Source organism: Streptomyces sp. NPDC052109 (assembly GCF_040680195.1).
In the GTDB taxonomy this organism is placed as follows: domain Bacteria; phylum Actinomycetota; class Actinomycetes; order Streptomycetales; family Streptomycetaceae; genus Streptomyces.
In genome coordinates, this window is sequence record NZ_JBFAWF010000005.1 from 347,042 (window position 1) to 366,188 (window position 19,147).

Below are 19,147 nucleotides of genomic sequence, written 5' to 3' on the forward strand. Positions count from 1 at the left end.
ACCGCCCAATGGGTGGCGAAGAGGGAGCTTTCCCGGCTTTTCCGCTCGGAAGAGGGCCTTGATCAGGTATAGGGCTGCCCTTGTTCTCACTCGAAAGAGTGGCGGGGCGACGGCGCGGTGGACCACGTAGGCTCGTGCCAAGGAGAAGAACGTAGAGGAGCTGATCGTGATCCCCGGTGGTGGCCAGCCCAACATGCAGCAGTTGCTCCAGCAGGCCCAGAAGATGCAGCAGGATCTCCAGCAGGCGCAGGAGGAACTGGCGAACACGGAGGTCGACGGGCAGGCGGGCGGCGGTCTGGTGAAGGCCACCGTGACCGGCGCCGGCGAGCTGCGCGCGCTGAAGATCGACCCGAAGGCGGTCGACCCCGAGGACACCGAGACCCTCGCCGACCTGATCGTGGCGGCCGTGCAGGCGGCCAACGAGAACGCGCAGACGCTCCAGCAGCAGAAGCTCGGCCCGCTGGCCCAGGGCCTCGGCGGCGGCACGGGCATCCCCGGTCTGCCGTTCTGAGCCCGGGCCAACTACGGTACGTACCGAAAGGTCTCCAGGAAGGGCAGTCCGGTGTACGAAGGCGTGGTCCAGGACCTCATCGACGAGCTGGGGCGGTTGCCCGGCGTCGGTCCCAAGAGCGCGCAGCGGATCGCCTTCCACATCCTGCAGGCCGAGCCGACGGACGTGAAGCGCCTCGCCCAGGCCCTGCTGGAGGTCAAGGCGAAGGTCCGCTTCTGCGCGACGTGCGGGAACGTAGCGCAGGAGGAGCTGTGCAACATCTGCCGCGATCCGCGCCGCGACCCCTCGGTGATCTGTGTCGTGGAGGAACCGAAGGACGTCGTGGCCATCGAGCGCACCCGTGAGTTCAGGGGCCGCTACCACGTCCTGGGCGGCGCCATCAGCCCGATCGAGGGCGTGGGTCCCGACGACCTGCGTATACGAGAACTTCTCGCGCGGTTGGCCGACGGGACGGTCACGGAGCTGATCCTGGCGACGGACCCCAATCTGGAGGGCGAGGCCACGGCCACCTACCTCGCCCGCATGATCAAACCCATGGGCCTGAAGGTCACCCGCCTGGCCAGCGGCCTCCCGGTGGGTGGCGACCTGGAATACGCGGACGAGGTCACCCTCGGCCGCGCCTTCGAGGGGAGACGACTCCTAGATGTCTGACGCCACGCTGCACGCGACCGGTCGGGACCCCGACGACTTCGCGGTCCAGATCGCGGACCAGATCGAGAGCTTCCTGGTGGCCGTCACGGAGGTGGCCAGGGGCGACGAGCCCGGCTCGACCGTCCCCTTCCTCCTCCTGGAGGTCTCCCAGCTCCTGCTGGCCGGCGGCCGTCTGGGCGCCCACGAGGACATCGTCCCCGAGGAGCGCTACGAGCCCGACCTGGGCCCCGAGCCGGACGTGGACGAGCTGCGCGAGAACCTGGCCCGGCTCCTCGACCCGGTCGACGTCTACTCCGAGGTCTTCGACCCGTACGAGCCCCGCAAGGCCCCGGTGCCGGCCCGCATCTCCGACGACCTCGCCGACGTGATCACCGACCTGCGCCACGGCATGGCCCACTACCGCGCGGGCCGCACCACGGAGGCCCTGTGGTGGTGGCAGTTCTCCTACTTCTCCAACTGGGGTCCCACGGCCTCCGCGACGCTGCGCGCCCTGCAGTCGGTCCTCATCCACGTCCGCCTCGACCAGCCCCTGGAGGAGCTCGACGGCCTGGACACGGACCAGACCACGATGGGCGACGAGACCCTGGAGTTCGAGGCGGGCCGGGTCATGGCGCAGGAGATCGGCGGACAGCTGGGGGTCCGGCAGGGTAAGTGACCGCGAGCAGTGCCGCCGCATCGACGTACGGGGCGGACGGCGTCGGCTCGCTGTACCAGCGCAGCGGCCAGGTGTCGCCGTCCAGCGCGGGAACGCCGACGTACGTGACGGTCCGGTCGCTGCGCCGGCCGAAGTACTGCACGCCGAGCGGCCAGTCGTAGCGGTGCACGACCCCCGGGCGCAGCAGGAAGTACACCCACCGCTTCCCGCCGCCGCCCTCGCACACGATCGGCCCCGCGTCCCCGTCCCCGCGCTCGACCAGCCAGTCGGCGACGGCCTCTCCCCATCTCCCCTCGATCCGCACGGCGTCGAAGTGCACGCCGGCCACGCGGAGCCGGTGCCCGCGGAGGGGGACCCAGGCGGGCCGGTGAATTCCGTTCGTCATGGTCACACGCTGCCGCCGGTGCGGCTACCCTCGGTAGTGACCCAGGTGATACACGGCGGGGTGTACCGGTCGGAGGTGCATGCGGTGTCCCAGTCGCCGCCCATGTGGCGCTTCAGCGGGAACCAGATGAAACGCTGGCGCACGAAGGCCAACATCAGCCGCGAGCAACTGGCCGCCGCGTCCAACTACTCCCCGGACACCGTCAAGGCGATGGAACAAGGGGTACGCATGCCGACCCCCCGAATCCTCGACGTGGCCGATGAGTTGTGCCGGGCGGAGGGGATGCTGAGCGCGGCCAAGGACTACTTGAGCAGGGAGAAGTTCCCGCCCCGGGCTCAGGAGTTCATGGAGCGGGAGAGGGAGGCGATCGGTCTCTGGTCGTACGAGACGATGCTGGTCCCCGGGCTGTTGCAGACCGAGGCGTACGTACGCGCTCTCATCGAGAACCGCTACCCCCCTCTGGATGAGGAGACGGTCGAGAAGCGGATCCTGGCGCGGATCGAGCGGCAGACGATCCTCACCCAGAGGAAACCGCCGGTGGCCCTCAGCTTCGTCCTCCACGAAGCAGCCCTGCGCGGTCCGTTCGTGGACGCCGATCAACTTCGCCACTTGCTGGAGGCGTCCCGCCTGCGGAATGTCGACGTGCAGGTGATGCCGTTCGAACGGTCCCTGAGTGACGCGCACTTGGGGCCCATGGTTCTGCTGGAGGTTCGAGACCACGACCGATTCGCCTTCACGGAAGGCCCGTTCGCCAGCGAACTTACGGCCGATCCGGAGGTTGTCAGCCGGGTGACCGGGCGGCTTAGCATGATCCGCGCACAGGCTCTCAGCCCCGTTGAGTCGTCCTGTTTCATCGAGCGGATGGTGGATCGCCATGACTGACCAGCTCACGTGGTTCAAGTCGAGCTACAGCGACAATGAGGGCGGCAACTGCCTCGAAGTCGCTTTCGCGACCCGCGTCCGCATCCGCGACTCCAAGGACCCGGCCGGCCCGGAGATCCACCTCCCCACCCCCGCCTGGTCGGCGTTCGTCTCCGCACTTCGGCCCGGGGCTTGAGCCTCGGGCTTCGAGCCCTTCCCCCTGGGTTCTGGGTTGTGTGAAATCCCCCCAAGCAACCAAGCCTGAACCTGAGTTGAAGTCGCCTGCTTCGAACGGGTGACGTTGCGTGATCAGCTTGCGCCGGAGCGTAAAGCCGCTCTGGTTTCGCGGCAATAGATCGTCCCCGGTCGGTGCGCCAACACCGGCTCCGGGCCGGCCCCCAGCGCCGAGGAGGTGCACCGCTGGGCGGCCCAGGTGCGGGCGGCGGGCGGGCTGCGCTCACCCGGGGGCAAGGCGCTGTGGGAGGGCGTATGAGCGTGCAGAGCGGCTGTGCATGCAGCATCGCCCCGAGCTGTGGCTCTATGGCGACCGTGGCTTGAAGGTCGAGCGCTATCGGAAGGGCCGGGCCCGTCCGGACGGACTTCCGGCGCCCTTCGGGTTTCCGGTGGGGCACGGGGACTGGTCCGATGCGCCGGGTGCGCTCATGGCGGTGGAAGTCACGTCGCACGACTCCGACACACACCAGCGCGACCGTGTCGAGAAGCCCGACGGCTACGCCGCCGCCGGAATCCCCGTCTACCTCCTCAGTAGAAGCTGCCCTTCGGCGCCTCCGTCCAGCTCCCCGCCCCGGTGAACATCACCCTGGACACCGAGCCGCTCAAGGAGTTCAGCGACTGAGCCACATCCCCCACAGCCCCTTCGTCATCGCCGTCGCGCCGCCCGCCAGGGCCAGCAGCAGGACGAGGTGGCGGGCCCGGTGCTCCGGAATGCGGCCGGCGATGGCGTGGCCGATCACCGCGCCGGTCGTCATCGCGGCGCAGACGGCCACCCACTGGACCCCGGTCAGCCGGGGCGTGCCGTTCGCGGCGACGGAGAACGCGTTGACGGCGACGCCGTAGAACTGGGCGTTGGGCACGAACTCCCGTATCGTCCAGCCCGCGTTGAGGGCGTACAGGGACACCGGGGGGCCGCCCACGCCCGCCGCCGCGTTCATGAAGCCGCCCAACGCTCCCGCGGTCACCGCGCCCTTGCCGCCCCGCAGGGCGGTGACACGGGCGCCGCGCATCACGAGCAGGACGGCCGCGGTGACCAGGGCGCCCATCACCAACAGCAGGACGGGGCGGGGAAGCTGGCGGGTCGTCCAGGCGCCCAGCGGCACCGTGCAGGCCGCCGCGGCGCACAGCGGGACCATCGCCGCCGCGCGGACCCGGCGCCAGCCGCCCGCGAGGCCGACGACGCTGATGGCCCCGGCGGCGCAGTTGGCCAGCACCACCCCGTCGGCGGGGCCGAGCAGCAGCACCAGCGCCGGTACGGCGACCAGGGCGAAGCCCATGCCGGTCAGCCACTGCACGCATCCGCCGAGCAGGACGATCCCGGCGAGCAGTCCTTCCGTCATGTCATGCTCCCCTCATCGCCGAACGCTAGCGGTGCTCACTGTGACCCGGGGCACTTTCCGCGTGGTCCCCCGTGCGATGGGCAAGAGCCCTTCCGGAGCGACCGGCCGACGTCTCACCATGCGGGAGCAGGGTGGTGGAATTCGGGCGCTCGTTAGACTGAGCCGACACAAACGAACCGAGCGAGGAGCGCACGTGGGCCTTGTCGTGCAGAAGTACGGAGGCTCCTCCGTAGCCGATGCCGAGGGCATCAAGCGCGTCGCCAAGCGGATCGTGGAAGCGAAGAAGAACGGCAACCAGGTTGTCGTCGTCGTTTCCGCGATGGGCGACACGACGGACGAGCTGATCGATCTCGCCGAGCAGGTTTCTCCGATGCCTGCCGGACGTGAGTTCGACATGCTGCTGACCGCCGGAGAGCGGATCTCCATGGCCCTGCTGGCCATGGCGATCAAAAACCTGGGCCACGAGGCCCAGTCCTTCACCGGCAGCCAGGCAGGCGTCATCACCGACTCGGTCCACAACAAAGCCCGGATCATCGATGTCACGCCGGGCCGGATCCGGGACTCGCTGGACAAGGGCAACATCGCGATCGTCGCCGGTTTCCAGGGCGTCAGCGCCGACAAGAAGGACATCACCACGCTCGGCCGCGGCGGGTCCGACACCACGGCCGTGGCGCTGGCCGCCGCGCTCGACGCCGAGGTCTGCGAGATCTACACCGACGTCGACGGCGTGTTCACCGCCGACCCGCGCGTGGTGAAGAAGGCGAAGAAGATCGACTGGATCTCCTTCGAGGACATGCTGGAGCTCGCGGCCTCCGGCTCCAAGGTGCTGCTCCACCGCTGTGTGGAGTACGCCCGCCGCTACAACATCCCGATCCACGTCCGGTCCAGCTTCAGCGGACTGCAGGGGACGTGGGTCAGCAGTGAGCCGATTGGGGACCAGAAGGTGGAGCAGGCCATCATCTCCGGTGTCGCGCACGACACCTCCGAGGCCAAGATCACGGTCGTCGGCGTGCCGGACAAGCCGGGTGAGGCCGCCGCGATCTTCCGGACCATCGCCGATGCCGAGATCAACATCGACATGGTCGTGCAGAACGTGTCCGCCGCCTCCACGGGCCTGACGGACATCTCCTTCACGCTGCCGAAGACCGAGGGCCGCAAGGCCATCGACGCGCTGGAGAAGAACCGGCCGGGCATCGGCTTCGACTCGCTTCGGTACGACGACCAGATCGGGAAGATCTCGCTGGTCGGTGCCGGTATGAAGACCAACCCGGGCGTCACCGCCTCCTTCTTCGAGGCGCTGTCCGACGCGGGCGTGAACATCGAGCTGATCTCGACCTCCGAGATCCGCATCTCGGTCGTCACCCGCAAGGACGACGTGCCGGAGGCCGTCCGTGCCGTGCACACCGCCTTCGGGCTCGACTCCGACACGGACGAGGCCGTCGTCTACGGCGGCACCGGCCGATGACCGTCGCCACGTACGGAGGCGTACGACGATGACCGGCAAGCCGACGCTCGCGGTCGTGGGAGCGACCGGAGCCGTCGGCGCGGTCATGCTCCAGATCCTGTCCCAGCGCGCGGACGTCTGGGGCGAGATCCGCCTGATCGCCTCCCCGCGCTCGGCCGGCCGCAAGCTGGCCGTGCGCGGCGAGGAGGTCGAGGTGGTGGCCCTGAGCGAGGGGGCCTTCGACGGGGTCGACATCGCCGTGTTCGACGTGCCGGACGAGGTCGCCGCGCAGTGGGCGCCGATCGCCGCCGCGAGCGGCGCGGTCGTCGTCGACAACTCCGCCGCCTTCCGGCTGGACCCCGAGGTGCCGCTCGTGGTGCCCGAGGTCAACCCGCACGCCGTGCGGGTCCGCCCGCGCGGGATCGTCGCCAACCCCAACTGCACGACCCTGACGATGATCGTCGCCCTGGGCGCGCTGCACGCCGAGTTCGGGCTGCGCGAGCTGGTGGTGTCGTCGTACCAGGCGGTGAGCGGGGCCGGGCGGGCCGGCGTGGAGACGCTGCGGGCCCAGCTGTCCCTGGTGGCCGGGACCGAGCTGGGCACCAAGCCCGGCGACGTACGGCGGGCCGTCGGGGAGGACACCGGGCCGTTCCCGGAGCCGGTCGTGCTGAACGTCGTCCCGTGGGCCGGGTCGCTGAGGGAGGACGGCTGGTCGTCGGAGGAGATGAAGGTCCGCGACGAGTCCCGCAAGATCCTCGGGCTGCCGCGGCTGCCGGTCGCCGTGACCTGTGTACGCGTCCCGGTGGTCACCACTCACTCGCTGACCGTGCACGCCCGCTTCCAGGGCGAGGTGACGGTCGACCGTGCCCAGGAGATCCTCGCGACCGCGCCCGGTGTGGTGCTGTGCGACGATCCGGCCGCCGGGGAGTTCCCCACGCCTGCGGACGTCGTGGGCACCGACCCGACCTGGGTGGGCCGGCTGCGGCGGGCGCTGGACGATCCGACCGCGCTCGAACTCTTCGTGTGCGGCGACAACCTCCGCAAGGGTGCCGCGCTGAACACCGTGCAGATCGCCGAGCTGGTGGTGGCGGAGCGGACCGACCGGTAAGTCGGGGTCCGACAAGAGCTTTATAGGATCTGCGTAAGAAGTGTGGCCGGGAGCATGGTCCGAACCACTTGAAACCATTGCCCAGGGCAACAGAGGATTTCTCTCCCCGCCCCCCGCAACCGTGCGGAGGGCGGGGAGCGTCTTTGCGGTCACTCTTCGGACGTGGGGCGCCAGCGGGCCGGGTGTGGGGACGCCCGCCCATATCGGACATAGGGGAAGAGCGGGACGCATGACGGCACTCGAGGCACCGCCGGTCGTCGCACATGTGACGCCCGGCACGTACAACCCTCGCGGGGGTAGACGTGTCCAACTGGCGTGGCAGAGGTACTCGAACTCAGCGCGGCCCGCGGCACAGCGGCCCTCAGGCCGCCCCGTGCGGCGCTCCGGCCCCGCATGCCCGGCGGCATGCCGGTGATCGCGCCCATGCCCGCAGCGCGGCCCGCCCGCATACCCAGTCAGCGTGACGGCGGCGAGGAGGCCGCGGCCACCGCGGTGACCGAGGCCGCCGGTACGACCGTCGACCACCTCACCGAGACCTACCGGGCGCACTACCGCTCCCTGCTCGGCCTCGCCGCGCTGCTCCTGGACGACACCGCCTCCTGCGAGGACGTCGTCCAGGAGGCCTTCATCCGGGTGCACTCGGCCCGCAAGCGCGTCCGCGACCCCGAGAAGACCCTCGCCTACCTGCGGCAGACGGTCGTCAACCTCTCCCGGTCCACGCTGCGCCGCCGCATACTCGGCCTGAAGCTCCTCTCCAAGCCGATGCCGGACATGGCGAGTGCCGAGGAGGGCGCCTACGACCAGCTGGAGCGCCGTGACCTCATCAAGGCGATGAAGGGGCTGCAGCGCCGCCAGCGCGAGGTCCTGGTCCTGCGCTACTTCGCGGACATGACCGAGGCCCAGGTCGCCGAGACCCTCGGGATCTCGCTGGGTTCGGTGAAGGCGTACGGGTCGCGGGGCATCGCCGCGCTGCGGGTGGCCATGGGGACACCGGCATGAGCGCGCGCGCCGGAGGGGGCGATGCCGATGAACGCCATTCCCACGAACGTCACGAGCCCTTCGCCTGGCACGAACCGACGAAGCGGGACGAGCAAGATCACACGCAATCGCACGCTGGGAACGGAACTGTGAACCACGGCCCCGACGAGAAGGGCCCCGAGAGGCTCGACCAGGGCCCCGACGGGCCCGGTGCCGATGCCGACGGGCTGGGCGCCGACGAACTGGTCCTGCGCCGCCTGCTGCACTCCGCGGTCGACGACATGGAGCCGCGCACCGGCACCCTGGATCACCTGCGCCGGGCCGTCCCCGCGCGGCGGGCCCGCAAGCGGCAGGCCGCCGTCGGCATGGCCGCCGCGGCCCTGTTCATCGGCACCGCCATCCCCGCCCTCGTGCACGTCTCCGACTCGGGCGGCTCCGACCCCAACACCGCCATGGCGGGCCAGTCCTCGCAGGCCCAGGGCGGCACCGGGCAGGGCAAGGACAAGGGCGGCGACCCGGGCGGCCGGAAGAGCGACGGCAGCACGAGCGTCAAGCCCGGCAAGGAGACCGGCAAGCCCGGGCAGAAGGGCAGGACCGGCGGCTCCCCCGGCTCCACCGGCGGCGCCAACCCGTCCGCCAGCCTCTCCGCCGGCAGCGTCCCGTCGTGCACGACGGCCCAGCTGGGCTCCGCCACCGGCACCGCCGACGCCCCCGACACCGCGGGCGTGGTCTACGGCACCTTCCGCGTGGTCAACGTCTCCACCACCGCCTGCACCGTCGACGGCGCGGGCACCATCACCCCGACCGCGGTGGGCGCGGCCGACCAGGCCAAGATCAGCACCGCCCGGCACGTGGCCGGGGACGCGGCGACCGGCCTGCCCGACCCCTCGCTGGAGGTCACCGGGCTGGTCCTGCAGCCCGGCGCGGCCTACGAGGAGAAGTTCGCCTTCGTACCCTCGGAGACCTGCCCCACCACCGGCGGCGACAGCACCACCGGCGGCACCGACACCGGCGGCGCGTCACCGGATCCGACGCCCACCCAGGGCGCGAGTGCCACCGGCGGTCCGGCGGACGGCGGGAGCACGTCGGCGGGCACCACGACCCAGCTGATGACCGCGGACGGCACGGCGGACGGCAGCGTGCAGATCACCCACATCGCGCAGGGGGGCTCGCCCTCGGCCACGGCGACCGTGGCGGGGGAGTGCGCGGGGACCGTCGTCTACACCGGGGTGCTGGCGGGGGCGTAGAAGCGCCGTAGTGCTGCGGCCGGGGGCGCCGGGCCGCGCGTGCGGGTGCCTCCGCCGTCGCCCAGCGGCGGCGCACTGCGCAGCCGGCGGCACCGCGGTTCCCCGGGCGTACGGGGAGCCGCGCGACCAGCCGCGGCGGACCCGCGGTCGAAGGGCGGTCCGCAGCGGTACCGGTCAGCCGCTGACCACCGGCTCCTGGGCCGGCTCCTCCGGCACCAGGCCCAGCGCGGCGTCCCGCGCGGCCTCGGCCTCGCGCCGTACCAGCCGGAACCACATGAACACCACGAAGCCGGCGAAGACGAACCACTCGCCGGTGTAGCCGAGGTTCTGGAACGCCTTCAGGTCCAGCCCGGTGCCCTCCGGCGCCGTCGCGGGCACGGCCTTCATCCCGGAGTCGGCCTTGTCGAGGGTCACCCAGGCGTCGTACAGCTTGTCCGGCACCAGGTTGACCAGCGACGCCGAGCTGATCGCCGCCGTCTGCCCCGCCGGCAGCCCGCCCTGCGCGCTGACCCCGTCGTCCCCGGGCGTCTCGGACGCCTGCAGGGCCCCGGTGACGGTGACCTCACCGGCCGGCGGCGCGGGCGCCTTCGCCGCGTCGGCCTTGCCCGGCAGCCAGCCCCGGACCACGGGCAGGGCCTTGCCCGAGTCGGTGCGCAGCAGGGTGAGGACGTAGAAGCCGTTCCTGCCGTCGAGCTGCCGGCCGGGCACCAGCAGCTGCGTGCCGTAGTGCCCGCGCGCGGTGACCCGGCGGCCCGAGGTGGCCGTGTCGACGGGCAGCATCGAGGCCAGCGGACGCGCGGTCTCGTGCTGGTCGGACGCGGCCTGCTTCGTCGCGGCGCGACTGTCGTGCACCCGGCCCTCGAACCGGCTCAGCTGCCAGGACCCCATGAAGATGCAGAACGGGATGGCGAGCAGCACGAAGACGTTGATGCCCCACCAGCGGGGTGTCAGCAGAAACCGGTACACGCCTTCCAAGGTACGGCGCCGCCGCCGGGCACCTGCCCGCGGGTCGGCTATCGGCTCCTCGTGGCCTTGAGCGAGTAGATCAGCGGGATGCGCGGGCGGTCCGCCGGGAAGCGGTGGTAGCCGTCGCGGACCTCGAAGTTCTCGAAGCGCGGGAACAGCGACACGTCGTGCTCGTGCAGGAACTCGATCCGCAGCCCGGTCGCGGCGAGGGCGGAGACGACGTCGCCGAGGGTGTGCTGCCACTCCACGCTGCGGTTGTGGACGGTGGCGGCGGCGAGGTCGGCGTAGGTGCCGGGCTCTTCGTACACCCGGGCGTCACGGGAGAAGTAGTCGCGCACGATCCGCGAGCCGGTCGCGTCGTCCAGGGTCTCGGTGATCGGGTGGAACTCGGCGAGATAGAGGAACCCTCCGGGCGCCACGAGCGAGGCGGCCACCTCGGCCCAGCGGCGGATGTCGGGCAGCCAGCACAGCGCGCCGAGCCCGGTGTAGACGATGTCGTACGACGCCTCGGGCACGGCGCCGGCCGCGTCGTACACGTCGCTGGTGACGAAGGCGGCGCGCTCGGGGCCGTGGCCGAGGTCGGCCGCGAGGGAGCGGGCGGCCGCCACGGCCGGGGCGGAGAAGTCCACGCCGACGACGCGGGCGGCGCCCCGGTGGACCCAGGAGAGCGTGTCGGTCCCGATGTGGCACTGCAGGTGCAGGAGCGTCCTGCCGGTGACGTCGCCGACCTCGTCCGTCTCGAAGTCCCGCAGGACGTCCGGGCGGGCCCGGAAGCCGTCCAGGTCGTAGTACTCGCCGGCGACGTGCACGGGGACCCGCTCGTCCCACATGGCCCGGTTGTCCTCGCGCCAGCGGTCGGGAGCGGACTGATGGTCGATCTGGGTGCTCATGGCCGGGAAGTTATCCACAGGCTGCGCACACCCGCCACCCAATTGTCGGCGCGGCCAGGCAGTATGGGCGGCATGACTGGGGCGATGAGTGAGAGCAACGGGCCGGGCGCGCGGGACGCGTCCGGCATGCCGGACTGGGAGAGGCGCTTCCGGGCGCCGCGGGTGTCGCTGCCCGACTGGGCGGAGGACGCGCCGCACCGCTCCCTGTTCGTGTCGAACGCGACGGGGACGTACGAGCTGTACGCCTGGGACCGGGCGACGGGCGAGCAGCGCCAGGCGACGGACCGGCCGAACGGCACGACGGACGGCGTGCTCTCCCCGGACGGCGCCTGGATCTGGTGGTTCGACGACAAGGACGGTGACGAGTTCGGCATCTGGCGCCGCCAGCCCTTCGCGGGCGGGGAGGCCGAGGCGGCCGTCCCCGGCCTCGACCCCTCCTACCCGGCCGGCCTGGCCCTGGCCCGCGACGGCCGCACGGCGGTCGTCGGCCGCTCCACGGACGAGGACGGTACGACGATCCACCTCGCGCGCCAGGGCGAGGACCCGGTCGAGATCTACCGCCACCGGGAGTCGGCGGGCGTCGGCGACCTCTCGCACGACGGCTCCCTGATCGCCGTCGAGCACACCGAGCACGGCGACGCCATGCACGCGGCGCTGCGCGTGCTGCGCCCGGACGGCACACCGGTCGCCGAGCTGGACGACACCAGGGGCGGAACCGAGGAGCTGGGCCTGGAGGTGCTCGGCTTCGCGCCGGTCGACGGCGACACCCGCCTGCTCATCGGCCACCAGCGCCGGGGCCGCTGGGAGCCGCTGGTGTGGGACGTGGCCACGGGCGAGGAGACCGACCTCGCCCTGGACCTGCCGGGCGACGTCAGCGCCGAGTGGTATCCGGACGGCTCCGCCCTCCTCGTCGCCCACGGGTTCGAGGCCCGCAGCGAGCTGTTCCGCCTCGATCTGGCGACCCGCGAGCTGACCCGCATCCCCACCCCGCCCGGCACCGTCTCCGGCGCCACGGCCCGCCCCGACGGGAGCGTCGAGTACCTGTGGTCGTCGGCCGCCGAGCCCCCGGCGGTGCGCTCCACCTCCGGCGGGGTGGTCCTGGACCCGCCGGGCATGGCCTGCCCGCCGTCGGTGCCGGTGGAGGACGCTTGGGTGGAGGGCCCCGGCGGCCGCATCCACGCCCTGGTCCAGAAGCCCGCGGGCGCGACCGGCCCGCTCCCCACCGTCTTCGACCTGCACGGCGGCCCGACCTGGCACGACAGCGACTCCTTCGCCGCGGGCCCGGCCGCCTGGGTCGACCAGGGCTATGCGGTGATCCGCATCAACTACCGCGGCTCCACGGGCTACGGCCGCGCCTGGACCGACGCCCTGAAACACCGCGTCGGCCTGATCGAGCTGGAGGACGTGGCAGCGGTCCGCGACTGGGCGGTCTCCTCGGGCCTCGCCGACCCCGCCCGGCTGGTCCTCACCGGCGCCTCCTGGGGCGGCTACCTGACGCTGCTCGGCCTCGGCACCCAGCCCGCGGCGTGGACGGTGGGCATCGCGGTCGTGCCCGTCGCCGACTACGTCACCGCGTACCACGACGAGATGGAGGCCCTGAAGGCCATGGACCGCACCCTGCTCGGAGGCACCCCGGAGGAGGTCCCCGAGCGCTTCGAGGCGTCGTCCCCGCTGACCTACGTCGACCAGGTCAAGGCCCCCGTCTACATCTCGGCCGGGGTCAACGACCCCCGCTGCCCGATCCGCCAGATCGACAACTACGTCAAGCGCCTGGAGACGAGAGGCGCCACCCACGACGTGTACCGGTACGACGCCGGTCACGGCTCCCTGGTCGTGGACGAACGGATCAAGCAGGTGAGACTGGAGATGGACTTCGCGGCGCGGCACCTGGGCGCGCTCTAGGCCGACGGCCGGGGCGGCCGGGTGGGGCGGCCGGGTGGGACCGCCGCAGTGGTCAGCGCAGCTCCGCGAGACCTCTTCGGGTTGCGGCGACCACCACCCGGTCCCCCTCGTCCAGCACATGGCCCGGTGCCGTGTCCGTGCGGCCCTCCAGGGCCAGTACCCTCCAGGACCCGGCCCGGAAGGCGTCCCGTACGGTCCGCCCCTCCAGCTGGGGATGCCCGGCCACGTCGACCGCGGCGAACAGCAGCACCCTGCGCTCCACCGCGATGGCGCCCAGTACCTGCCGCCCCAGCATCGCCCCGGCGAACGCGGGCGCGGCCAGATGCGTGACGCTCCGGCTCCGGGTGAGGGCGTGCGGGTACGCGGCGCGCAGGGTGCGGTACACGGCGGTGGCGAAGTCGTCGTCGTACAGCCGCAGCACCACCCGCAGATCGGGCCGCACGTTCCGCGCGTACAGCACGGCCTCCAGGTTCGTGGTGTCCGCGCTGGTCACCGCGAGCAGCGCGTACGCCCGGTGGATCTTGGCGGACTCCAGCACCCCTTCCTGGGTGACGTCCCCGAGCACCACCGGCACCCGCAGCCGGCGCGCGGTGGCCAGTCCGCGCGCGTCCGGGTCGGACTCGACGCACACGACCGGGATGTTCAGCTCGCGCAGCCGGGTCAGCACCCGGGTGCCGATCTTGCCCAGGCCGAGCAGCACCACGTGCCCGCCGAGACCGCGCGGCGGTTTGCGCAGGGCGGAGGCGGTGCGGAAGGTGCCGAGCGCCTCCAGCACGGCCGCCAGCAGCACCGGAAGCAGCAGCAACCCGACGAGTCCGGAGAGGAGTTGGAGGATCTGCCGGCCCAGCGGAGCCCCGATGGCCGGGTTGTCGATCGCGAACAGGTCCAGGAGCGTGTAGTAGAAGGCGCGCAGCGGATGGATGCCGGGGGTGACCACCCACAGCGCGACGGCGAGCGCGACCACGCATGCCACCATGCCCGCCAGGGACCACCGCAGCCGCCGGGAGAACAGCGAGGCGAGCGGCGGCACCCCGCCCCGGCCGGGCGCGGCCGACTCCCCGCCGCCCGCCGACGACACCTGCTCCAGCACCATGGCCGCCCGCCCACCGGCCTGCTGTACCTCGTCGTCGTCCGGCAGCAGCCGGGGCTCCTGCTCCCCGCCGCCCTCGGGATCCGCGCCCGGGGAGAGCAGAGCGAGCGTGCACAGTCCGCTGCCCGCCTGCCGTTCGACGGCCCGCAGCAGCAGCCCTTCGGTCTGCACGACCTTGCTGGTGCCGGCGACGGCGGTGGCGGCCAGCGCGGGCGCGGCGGTGTCGGCGTCGGACAGCACGGTGGTGGACGCTTCCGGGCCGCCCCCGTCGTCGCCGAAGGCCAACGCGGCCGCCTGGTCGAGGAGTTCCTCGATGTGCTGGCCCAACCGCCGGTTGTAGAGCCGGAGGACGAGCCGCAGCCTGGGGTTGAGCCGGCGGGCGGTCAGCGCGGCGCGGATGTTGGTCTCGTCGTCCTCGAAGACGAGGGCGAGCGCGGCGGCCCGCTCCACCCCGGCCTCGGCGAGCACGGCCTCGGTGATCTCTGCGGCCTCCAAGACCCGTGCGGCGTCGGCGCCGTTGCCGCCGCTGCCGGTCCCGGTGGCCGTCGCGGCCGACCCGGACCCGGACCCGGTGCCGGTGCGGCCGACCGCGGCGCTGACCACACGGTCGAACAGCGCCGCCGAGGCGGACCTGGACCGTCCGACCACCGGGGGTCTGGCGGTGCGCTCGTTCGGCGGTACCACCAGGGTGACCTGCTCGCCGTAGACTCCGCGCAACTCGGCGGCCAGCCGGTGCGCGAGCCCGTCGTCTCCGCAGACCACCATGTGCGGGGCACGGGGCCCACCTTGATACGGAACGCTCGCCACGAGGGAAAAGACTGCCCCAAGGAGAGGAGTGGTTCCAGCAACGGGGTGAACACCCGCGGGACGACTCGCGTACGCAGGGGGAGGGAGCCAGGACAGCCGGAGGGAACCGCACGTGGCCATCACCGAAGACGCCCCACCCGGCGCGGAGGCCGGCCCCGCCGACGGGTCGCCCGCCCCGGAGGGCCGCAGGCTCAGCTCCCCGCTGGTGCTGACGCTGACCCTGCTCCTCGCGGTGCTCGCCCAGTCCCCGATCCGCGGGCTCCTCGGCACTCCGCTGATGCAGAGCTGGATGACGGTGTTCGTCGCGGTGACCGTGCAGGCCCTGCCGTTCCTGGTGCTCGGCGTCCTGCTGTCGGCCGCGATCGCGGTGTTCGTGCCGCCGTCCTTCTTCGCGCGCGCCCTGCCGCGCCGCCCTGCCCTGGCCGTCCCGGTCGCCGGGATCGCCGGCGCGATCCTGCCCGGCTGCGAGTGCGCCTCGGTGCCGGTGGCGGGCGCTCTGGTGCGCCGCGGCGTGACCCCTGCCGCAGCCCTGGCCTTCCTCCTCTCCGCCCCGGCGATCAACCCGATCGTGCTGACCGCCACCGCCGTCGCCTTCCCGCGCGACCCGCAGATGGTGCTCGGCCGGTTCCTGGCGAGCCTGCTGGTGGCGTGCGCGATGGGCTGGCTGTGGCAGCGGCTGGGCCGCACCGACTGGCTGCGCCCGCCGGCCCACGGAGCGCACGAGGGCGCGACGAAGGGGGAGGCTTTCTGGCACTCGGTGCGGCACGACACCATGCACGCGGGCGGCTTCCTGGTGCTCGGCGCGATGGCCGCGGCCACGCTGAAGGCGGCGACCCCGGCGGACTGGCTGCGCACGGCGGCCGGAAACCCCGTCTTCTCCGTGCTCGCCCTCGCCGTCCTGGCCGTCCTGCTCTCCATCTGTTCGGAGGCCGACGCGTTCGTCGCGGCCTCCCTCACCCAGTTCTCCCTGACGGCCAAGCTGGTGTTCCTGGTGGTGGGCCCGATGATCGACCTCAAGCTGTTCGCGATGCAGGCCGGAACCTTCGGCCGCGGCTTCGCCCTCCGCTTCGCCCCGGCCACCTTCGCGCTGGCCGTCGCGGGCGCCGTACTGACCTCGGCGGTGCTGCTGTGAACCGCCAGTCCCAGGCCGCCGTCCTGTTCCTGCTCGGCGCCGCCCTCCTCCACGCGGGCAGCACCGACCTGTATCTGCGCTACGTCAAAGCGGGCCTGCGCCCGCTGCTGCTGGCCTCCGGCGCGGTCCTCGTCGCGGCGGCGCTGGCGACGGTCTGGTACGAGCGCCGACGAGCCAGGGCCGCCCACGCCGAGCACGCCCACGCCGAGCACGCCCACCCCGATCACGCCCACCCCGAGCCGAGGATCTCCTGGCTCCTGCTGCTCCCTCTGCTCGCGCTCATCCTCATCGCCCCGCCCGCCCTCGGCTCCTACAGCGCCCTGCGCTCCGGTACGGCCCTGCAGAAGCCCTACGCCCTCGGACCGCTGCCCGGCGGCGACCCGGTACCGCTCTCCGTCGTCGACTACGCCTCCCGCGCCGCCTACGACCACGGCCGCTCCCTGCACGGCCGCCCGGTCCGGGTCACCGGTTTCCTCGCCCTGGACCGCTCGGGCGCGCCGTACCTGGTCCGCATGGCCCTCAACTGCTGTGCCGCGGACGCCCAGCCGGTCAAGATCGCGCTGACCGGCGACCTGCCCCCGGTCCTGCGCCCGGACGCCTGGCTGGAGGTGACCGGCACCTACACCCCGCGCCTCACCCACGACCCGGTCAACAACGGCCCCATCCCGTACCTGAAGGTGACGTCGACGAAACCGGTGCCGGTGCCGCACGACCCGTACGACGAGACCTGGAACACCTGACGTCGGATCACGGCAGTGCTCGACGGCGGCGGGCGCCTGCCCAGCGGCTCGGGGCGCCTACGCCTTGGTTCCCTTCGAGTCGAAGCGCTCCAAGTCCCGCAGCCAAGCATGAGCCGTGCCGTCCGACGGAGCCCGCCAGTCGCCTCGCGGAGAGAGCGAACCGCCCGCCGACACCTTCGGGCCGTTGGGCATGGCCGAGCGCTTGAACTGGGAGAACGCGAAGAAGCGGCGGATGAAGACCTCCAGCCAGTGCCGGATCTGCGCCAGGTCGTAGGAGCCGCGCTCGGCCTCCGGGAAGCCGGGCGGCCAGGCGCCGGCCTCGCGGTCGTGCCAGGCGTGCCAGGCGAGGAAGGCGATCTTGGAGGGCCGGAACCCGTGACGCAGCACGTGGAAGAGGGTGAAGTCGTGCAGCGCGTACGGGCCGATCTTGGATTCCGTCGACTGCATCTGCTCGCCCGGGACCAGCTCGGGGCTGATCTCGGTGTCCAGGATCGCGGCGAGGACCTTGCCGGTCTCCTCGTCGAACTGCCCGCTGCTGATGACCCAGCGGATGAGGTGCTGGATCAGCGTCTTGGGCACGCCGGAGTTGACGTTGTAGTGGCTCATCTGGTCGCCGACGCCGTACGTGGACCAGCCGAGCGCCAGCTCGGAGAGGTCGCCGGTGCCGAGGACGATGCCGCCGCGCTGGTTGGCGAGGCGGAACAGGTAGTCGGTGCGCAGGCCCGCCTGGACGTTCTCGAAGGTGACGTCGTACACCGGCTCGCCGGCGGCGAAGGGGTGGCCGATCTCCTTCAGCATCAGCCGCGCGGTCGGCGTGATGTCCAGCTCGGCCGCGGTGACACCGAGGGCCCGCATCAGCCGGTGCGCGTTGTCCTTGGTGTGGTCGCTGGTGGCGAAGCCGGGCAGGGTGAAGGCCAGGATGTCGCTCCGCGGGCGGCCCGCGCGGTCCATCGCCCGGGCGGCGACGATCAGCGCGTGCGTGGAGTCCAGGCCGCCGGAGACGCCGATGACGACCTTCGGGCCGCCGATCGACGCCAGGCGCTGCTGCAACCCCGCGACCTGGATGTTGTACGCCTCGTAGCAGTCGAGGGCGAGACGTTCGGCGTCGGCGGGGACGAAAGGGAAGCGTTCGACGCGGCGGCGCAGGCCCAGATCGGCCGTGGCCGGCGGGACGAGCGCGAAGGACACCGTGCGGAAGTCGCCGGTGCGCGCGGCGTGGGTGCGGCGGTTCTCGCCGAACGTGCCCATCCGCTGCCGCTCCTGCCGCAGCAGGTCCAGGTCGACGTCGGCGACCGCGTACTGCTCGCCGAGCGGGAAGCGCTCGCTCTCGGCCAGCAGCACCCCGTTCTCGTAGATGAGGGTCTGGCCGTCCCAGGACAGGTCGGTGGTCGACTCGCCGAGGCCGGCCGCCGCGTAGACGTAGGCGGCGAGGCAGCGGGAGGACGCGGAGCGGCACAGCAGCTTGCGGTCCTCGGCACGGCCGACCGTGATCGGGCTGCCCGAGAGGTTGACGAGGACGGTCGCCCCGGCCAGCGCCGCCTCCGCGCTCGGCGGCACCGGCACCCACATGTCCTCGCACACCTCCGCGTGCAGGACGAGCCCGGGCACGTCCGCCGCGGCGAACAGCAGGTCCACGCCGAACGGCACATCCGCGCCGCCGACCCGGATCGTTGCGCCGCGCTCGTCGTCGCCGCCCGCGATCTGCCGGCGCTCGTAGAACTCCCGGTAGTTCGGCGGGTACGACTTCGGTACGACGCCCAGGATCCGGCCGCGGTGCACGAGCACCGCGCAGTTGAAGATCCGGTCGCGGTGGCGCAGCGGGGCGCCCACGACCAGCACCGGCAGCAGGTCGGCCGACTCGGCCACGATCGTGCCGAGCGCCCTCTCGACGTCGTCGAGCAGGGCGTCCTGCAGCAGGAGGTCGTCGATCGCGTACCCGGACAGGCACAGCTCCGGGAACACGGCGACGGCGACGCCCTCCTCGGCGCACCGGCGCGCGTGGCGCAGGACCGCCTCTGCGTTGGCGGGCGGGTCGGCGATGACGGTGTGGCCCGTGCACGCGGCGACGCGCGCGAAGCCGTGCTGGTAGATCGACCAGAAGCTCAACGGGACCTCTTTCCGAAGCGGTGTCCTTACAGGAAGAAGCCTAGAAGGCCGGGCTGCCGGACCGTGTCCCCCACCGCCCACCTGCGGGTTTCAGCCGCAG

At 72.2% G+C, this 19,147-nt stretch carries 18 protein-coding genes and 1 pseudogene; 13 read left to right on the forward strand and 6 right to left on the reverse strand.

What is annotated here, in order from left to right; all coding sequences use genetic code 11:
- Positions 1–166: 166 nt before the first annotated feature.
- The 3 genes from AB0L59_RS14490 to AB0L59_RS14500 are packed head-to-tail and all read left to right on the forward strand — an operon-like array spanning position 167 to position 1,817.
- Positions 167–511: a YbaB/EbfC family nucleoid-associated protein gene (locus tag AB0L59_RS14490; protein ID WP_365582677.1), complete on the forward strand. Its 345-nt coding sequence runs from the start codon at positions 167–169 to the stop codon at positions 509–511.
- 51 nt (positions 512–562) lie between these two features.
- Positions 563–1,162 (forward strand): recombination mediator RecR, encoded by a 600-nt coding sequence (gene recR, locus AB0L59_RS14495; protein ID WP_031164801.1) that lies wholly within the window; start codon positions 563–565, stop codon positions 1,160–1,162.
- Complete coding sequence (locus AB0L59_RS14500) at positions 1,155–1,817, forward strand: DUF5063 domain-containing protein (RefSeq protein ID WP_365582679.1); 663 nt, start codon at positions 1,155–1,157, stop codon at positions 1,815–1,817. The genes recR and AB0L59_RS14500 overlap by 8 nt, the downstream gene beginning before the upstream one ends.
- Here AB0L59_RS14500 and AB0L59_RS14505 read toward each other — a convergent pair.
- Positions 1,768–2,208, reverse strand: coding sequence for a hypothetical protein (locus AB0L59_RS14505; RefSeq protein ID WP_365582680.1), 441 nt, complete (start codon positions 2,206–2,208; stop codon positions 1,768–1,770). The genes AB0L59_RS14500 and AB0L59_RS14505 overlap by 50 nt on opposite strands.
- A gap of 96 nt (positions 2,209–2,304) precedes the next feature.
- Here AB0L59_RS14505 and AB0L59_RS14510 point away from each other — a divergent pair, with 96 nt between their 5' ends.
- From AB0L59_RS14510 to AB0L59_RS14520, 3 genes and pseudogenes are all read left to right on the forward strand, one after another.
- On the forward strand, positions 2,305–3,084 hold the full coding sequence (locus AB0L59_RS14510) for a helix-turn-helix transcriptional regulator (protein ID WP_365582751.1): 780 nt from the start codon (positions 2,305–2,307) through the stop codon (positions 3,082–3,084).
- A complete protein-coding gene (locus AB0L59_RS14515) occupies positions 3,077–3,259 on the forward strand; it encodes a DUF397 domain-containing protein (RefSeq protein WP_365582682.1) in 183 nt (60 codons plus the stop codon). Before AB0L59_RS14510 ends, AB0L59_RS14515 begins: the two co-directional genes overlap by 8 nt.
- A 307-nt stretch (positions 3,260–3,566) precedes the next feature.
- Positions 3,567–3,919 (forward strand): annotated as a pseudogene (locus AB0L59_RS14520) (Uma2 family endonuclease); the annotation flags it as partial.
- Here AB0L59_RS14520 and AB0L59_RS14525 read toward each other — a convergent pair.
- Positions 3,909–4,637 carry a sulfite exporter TauE/SafE family protein gene (locus tag AB0L59_RS14525; RefSeq protein ID WP_365582683.1) on the reverse strand — a complete coding sequence of 243 codons (729 nt, stop codon included), beginning with the start codon at positions 4,635–4,637 and terminating at the stop codon, positions 3,909–3,911. The pseudogene AB0L59_RS14520 and the gene AB0L59_RS14525 overlap by 11 nt on opposite strands.
- A 193-nt stretch (positions 4,638–4,830) precedes the next feature.
- Between AB0L59_RS14525 and AB0L59_RS14530 the strand changes: the two genes are divergently transcribed.
- From AB0L59_RS14530 to AB0L59_RS14545, 4 genes are all read left to right on the forward strand, one after another.
- Positions 4,831–6,102, forward strand: a complete 1,272-nt coding sequence (locus AB0L59_RS14530) for an aspartate kinase (protein WP_365582684.1) — start codon at positions 4,831–4,833, stop codon at positions 6,100–6,102.
- Positions 6,103–6,130: 28 nt separating this feature from the next.
- Positions 6,131–7,189: an aspartate-semialdehyde dehydrogenase gene (locus AB0L59_RS14535; protein WP_365582686.1), complete on the forward strand. Its 1,059-nt coding sequence runs from the start codon at positions 6,131–6,133 to the stop codon at positions 7,187–7,189.
- 315 nt (positions 7,190–7,504) lie between these two features.
- Positions 7,505–8,188, forward strand: coding sequence for a SigE family RNA polymerase sigma factor (locus AB0L59_RS14540; protein WP_365582688.1), 684 nt, complete (start codon positions 7,505–7,507; stop codon positions 8,186–8,188).
- A 128-nt stretch (positions 8,189–8,316) separates the two neighbouring features.
- Complete coding sequence (locus AB0L59_RS14545) at positions 8,317–9,414, forward strand: hypothetical protein (RefSeq protein ID WP_365582690.1); 1,098 nt, start codon at positions 8,317–8,319, stop codon at positions 9,412–9,414.
- A 174-nt stretch (positions 9,415–9,588) separates the two neighbouring features.
- Here the strand turns inward: AB0L59_RS14545 and AB0L59_RS14550 are convergent, their stop codons facing one another.
- Together AB0L59_RS14550 and AB0L59_RS14555 are read right to left on the reverse strand one after the other, a co-directional pair.
- Positions 9,589–10,380 carry an SURF1 family protein gene (locus AB0L59_RS14550; protein WP_365582691.1) on the reverse strand — a complete coding sequence of 264 codons (792 nt, stop codon included), beginning with the start codon at positions 10,378–10,380 and terminating at the stop codon, positions 9,589–9,591.
- Between the two features lie 47 nt (positions 10,381–10,427).
- The gene (locus tag AB0L59_RS14555; RefSeq protein WP_365582693.1) at positions 10,428–11,270 is read right to left on the reverse strand and encodes a class I SAM-dependent methyltransferase; all 843 of its coding nucleotides are present in this window, start codon (positions 11,268–11,270) and stop codon (positions 10,428–10,430) included.
- A gap of 84 nt (positions 11,271–11,354) precedes the next feature.
- On the opposite strand from AB0L59_RS14555, the gene AB0L59_RS14560 reads away from it, so the two are divergent.
- A complete protein-coding gene (locus tag AB0L59_RS14560) occupies positions 11,355–13,172 on the forward strand; it encodes a prolyl oligopeptidase family serine peptidase (RefSeq protein WP_365582695.1) in 1,818 nt (605 codons plus the stop codon).
- Between the two features lie 52 nt (positions 13,173–13,224).
- Here the strand turns inward: AB0L59_RS14560 and AB0L59_RS14565 are convergent, their stop codons facing one another.
- Positions 13,225–15,027 carry an NAD-binding protein gene (locus AB0L59_RS14565; protein ID WP_365582697.1) on the reverse strand — a complete coding sequence of 601 codons (1,803 nt, stop codon included), beginning with the start codon at positions 15,025–15,027 and terminating at the stop codon, positions 13,225–13,227.
- A 154-nt stretch (positions 15,028–15,181) separates the two neighbouring features.
- On the opposite strand from AB0L59_RS14565, the gene AB0L59_RS14570 reads away from it, so the two are divergent.
- Together AB0L59_RS14570 and AB0L59_RS14575 are read left to right on the forward strand one after the other, a co-directional pair.
- Positions 15,182–16,201, forward strand: coding sequence for a permease (locus AB0L59_RS14570; protein WP_365582699.1), 1,020 nt, complete (start codon positions 15,182–15,184; stop codon positions 16,199–16,201).
- Entirely contained in the window at positions 16,198–16,941 is a 744-nt protein-coding gene (locus tag AB0L59_RS14575; RefSeq protein ID WP_365582701.1) for a TIGR03943 family protein, read from the forward strand. Before AB0L59_RS14570 ends, AB0L59_RS14575 begins: the two co-directional genes overlap by 4 nt.
- 57 nt (positions 16,942–16,998) lie before the next feature.
- Here the strand turns inward: AB0L59_RS14575 and AB0L59_RS14580 are convergent, their stop codons facing one another.
- A complete protein-coding gene (locus tag AB0L59_RS14580; RefSeq protein WP_365582703.1) occupies positions 16,999–19,047 on the reverse strand; it encodes an NAD(+) synthase in 2,049 nt (682 codons plus the stop codon).
- Positions 19,048–19,147 lie beyond the last annotated feature (100 nt).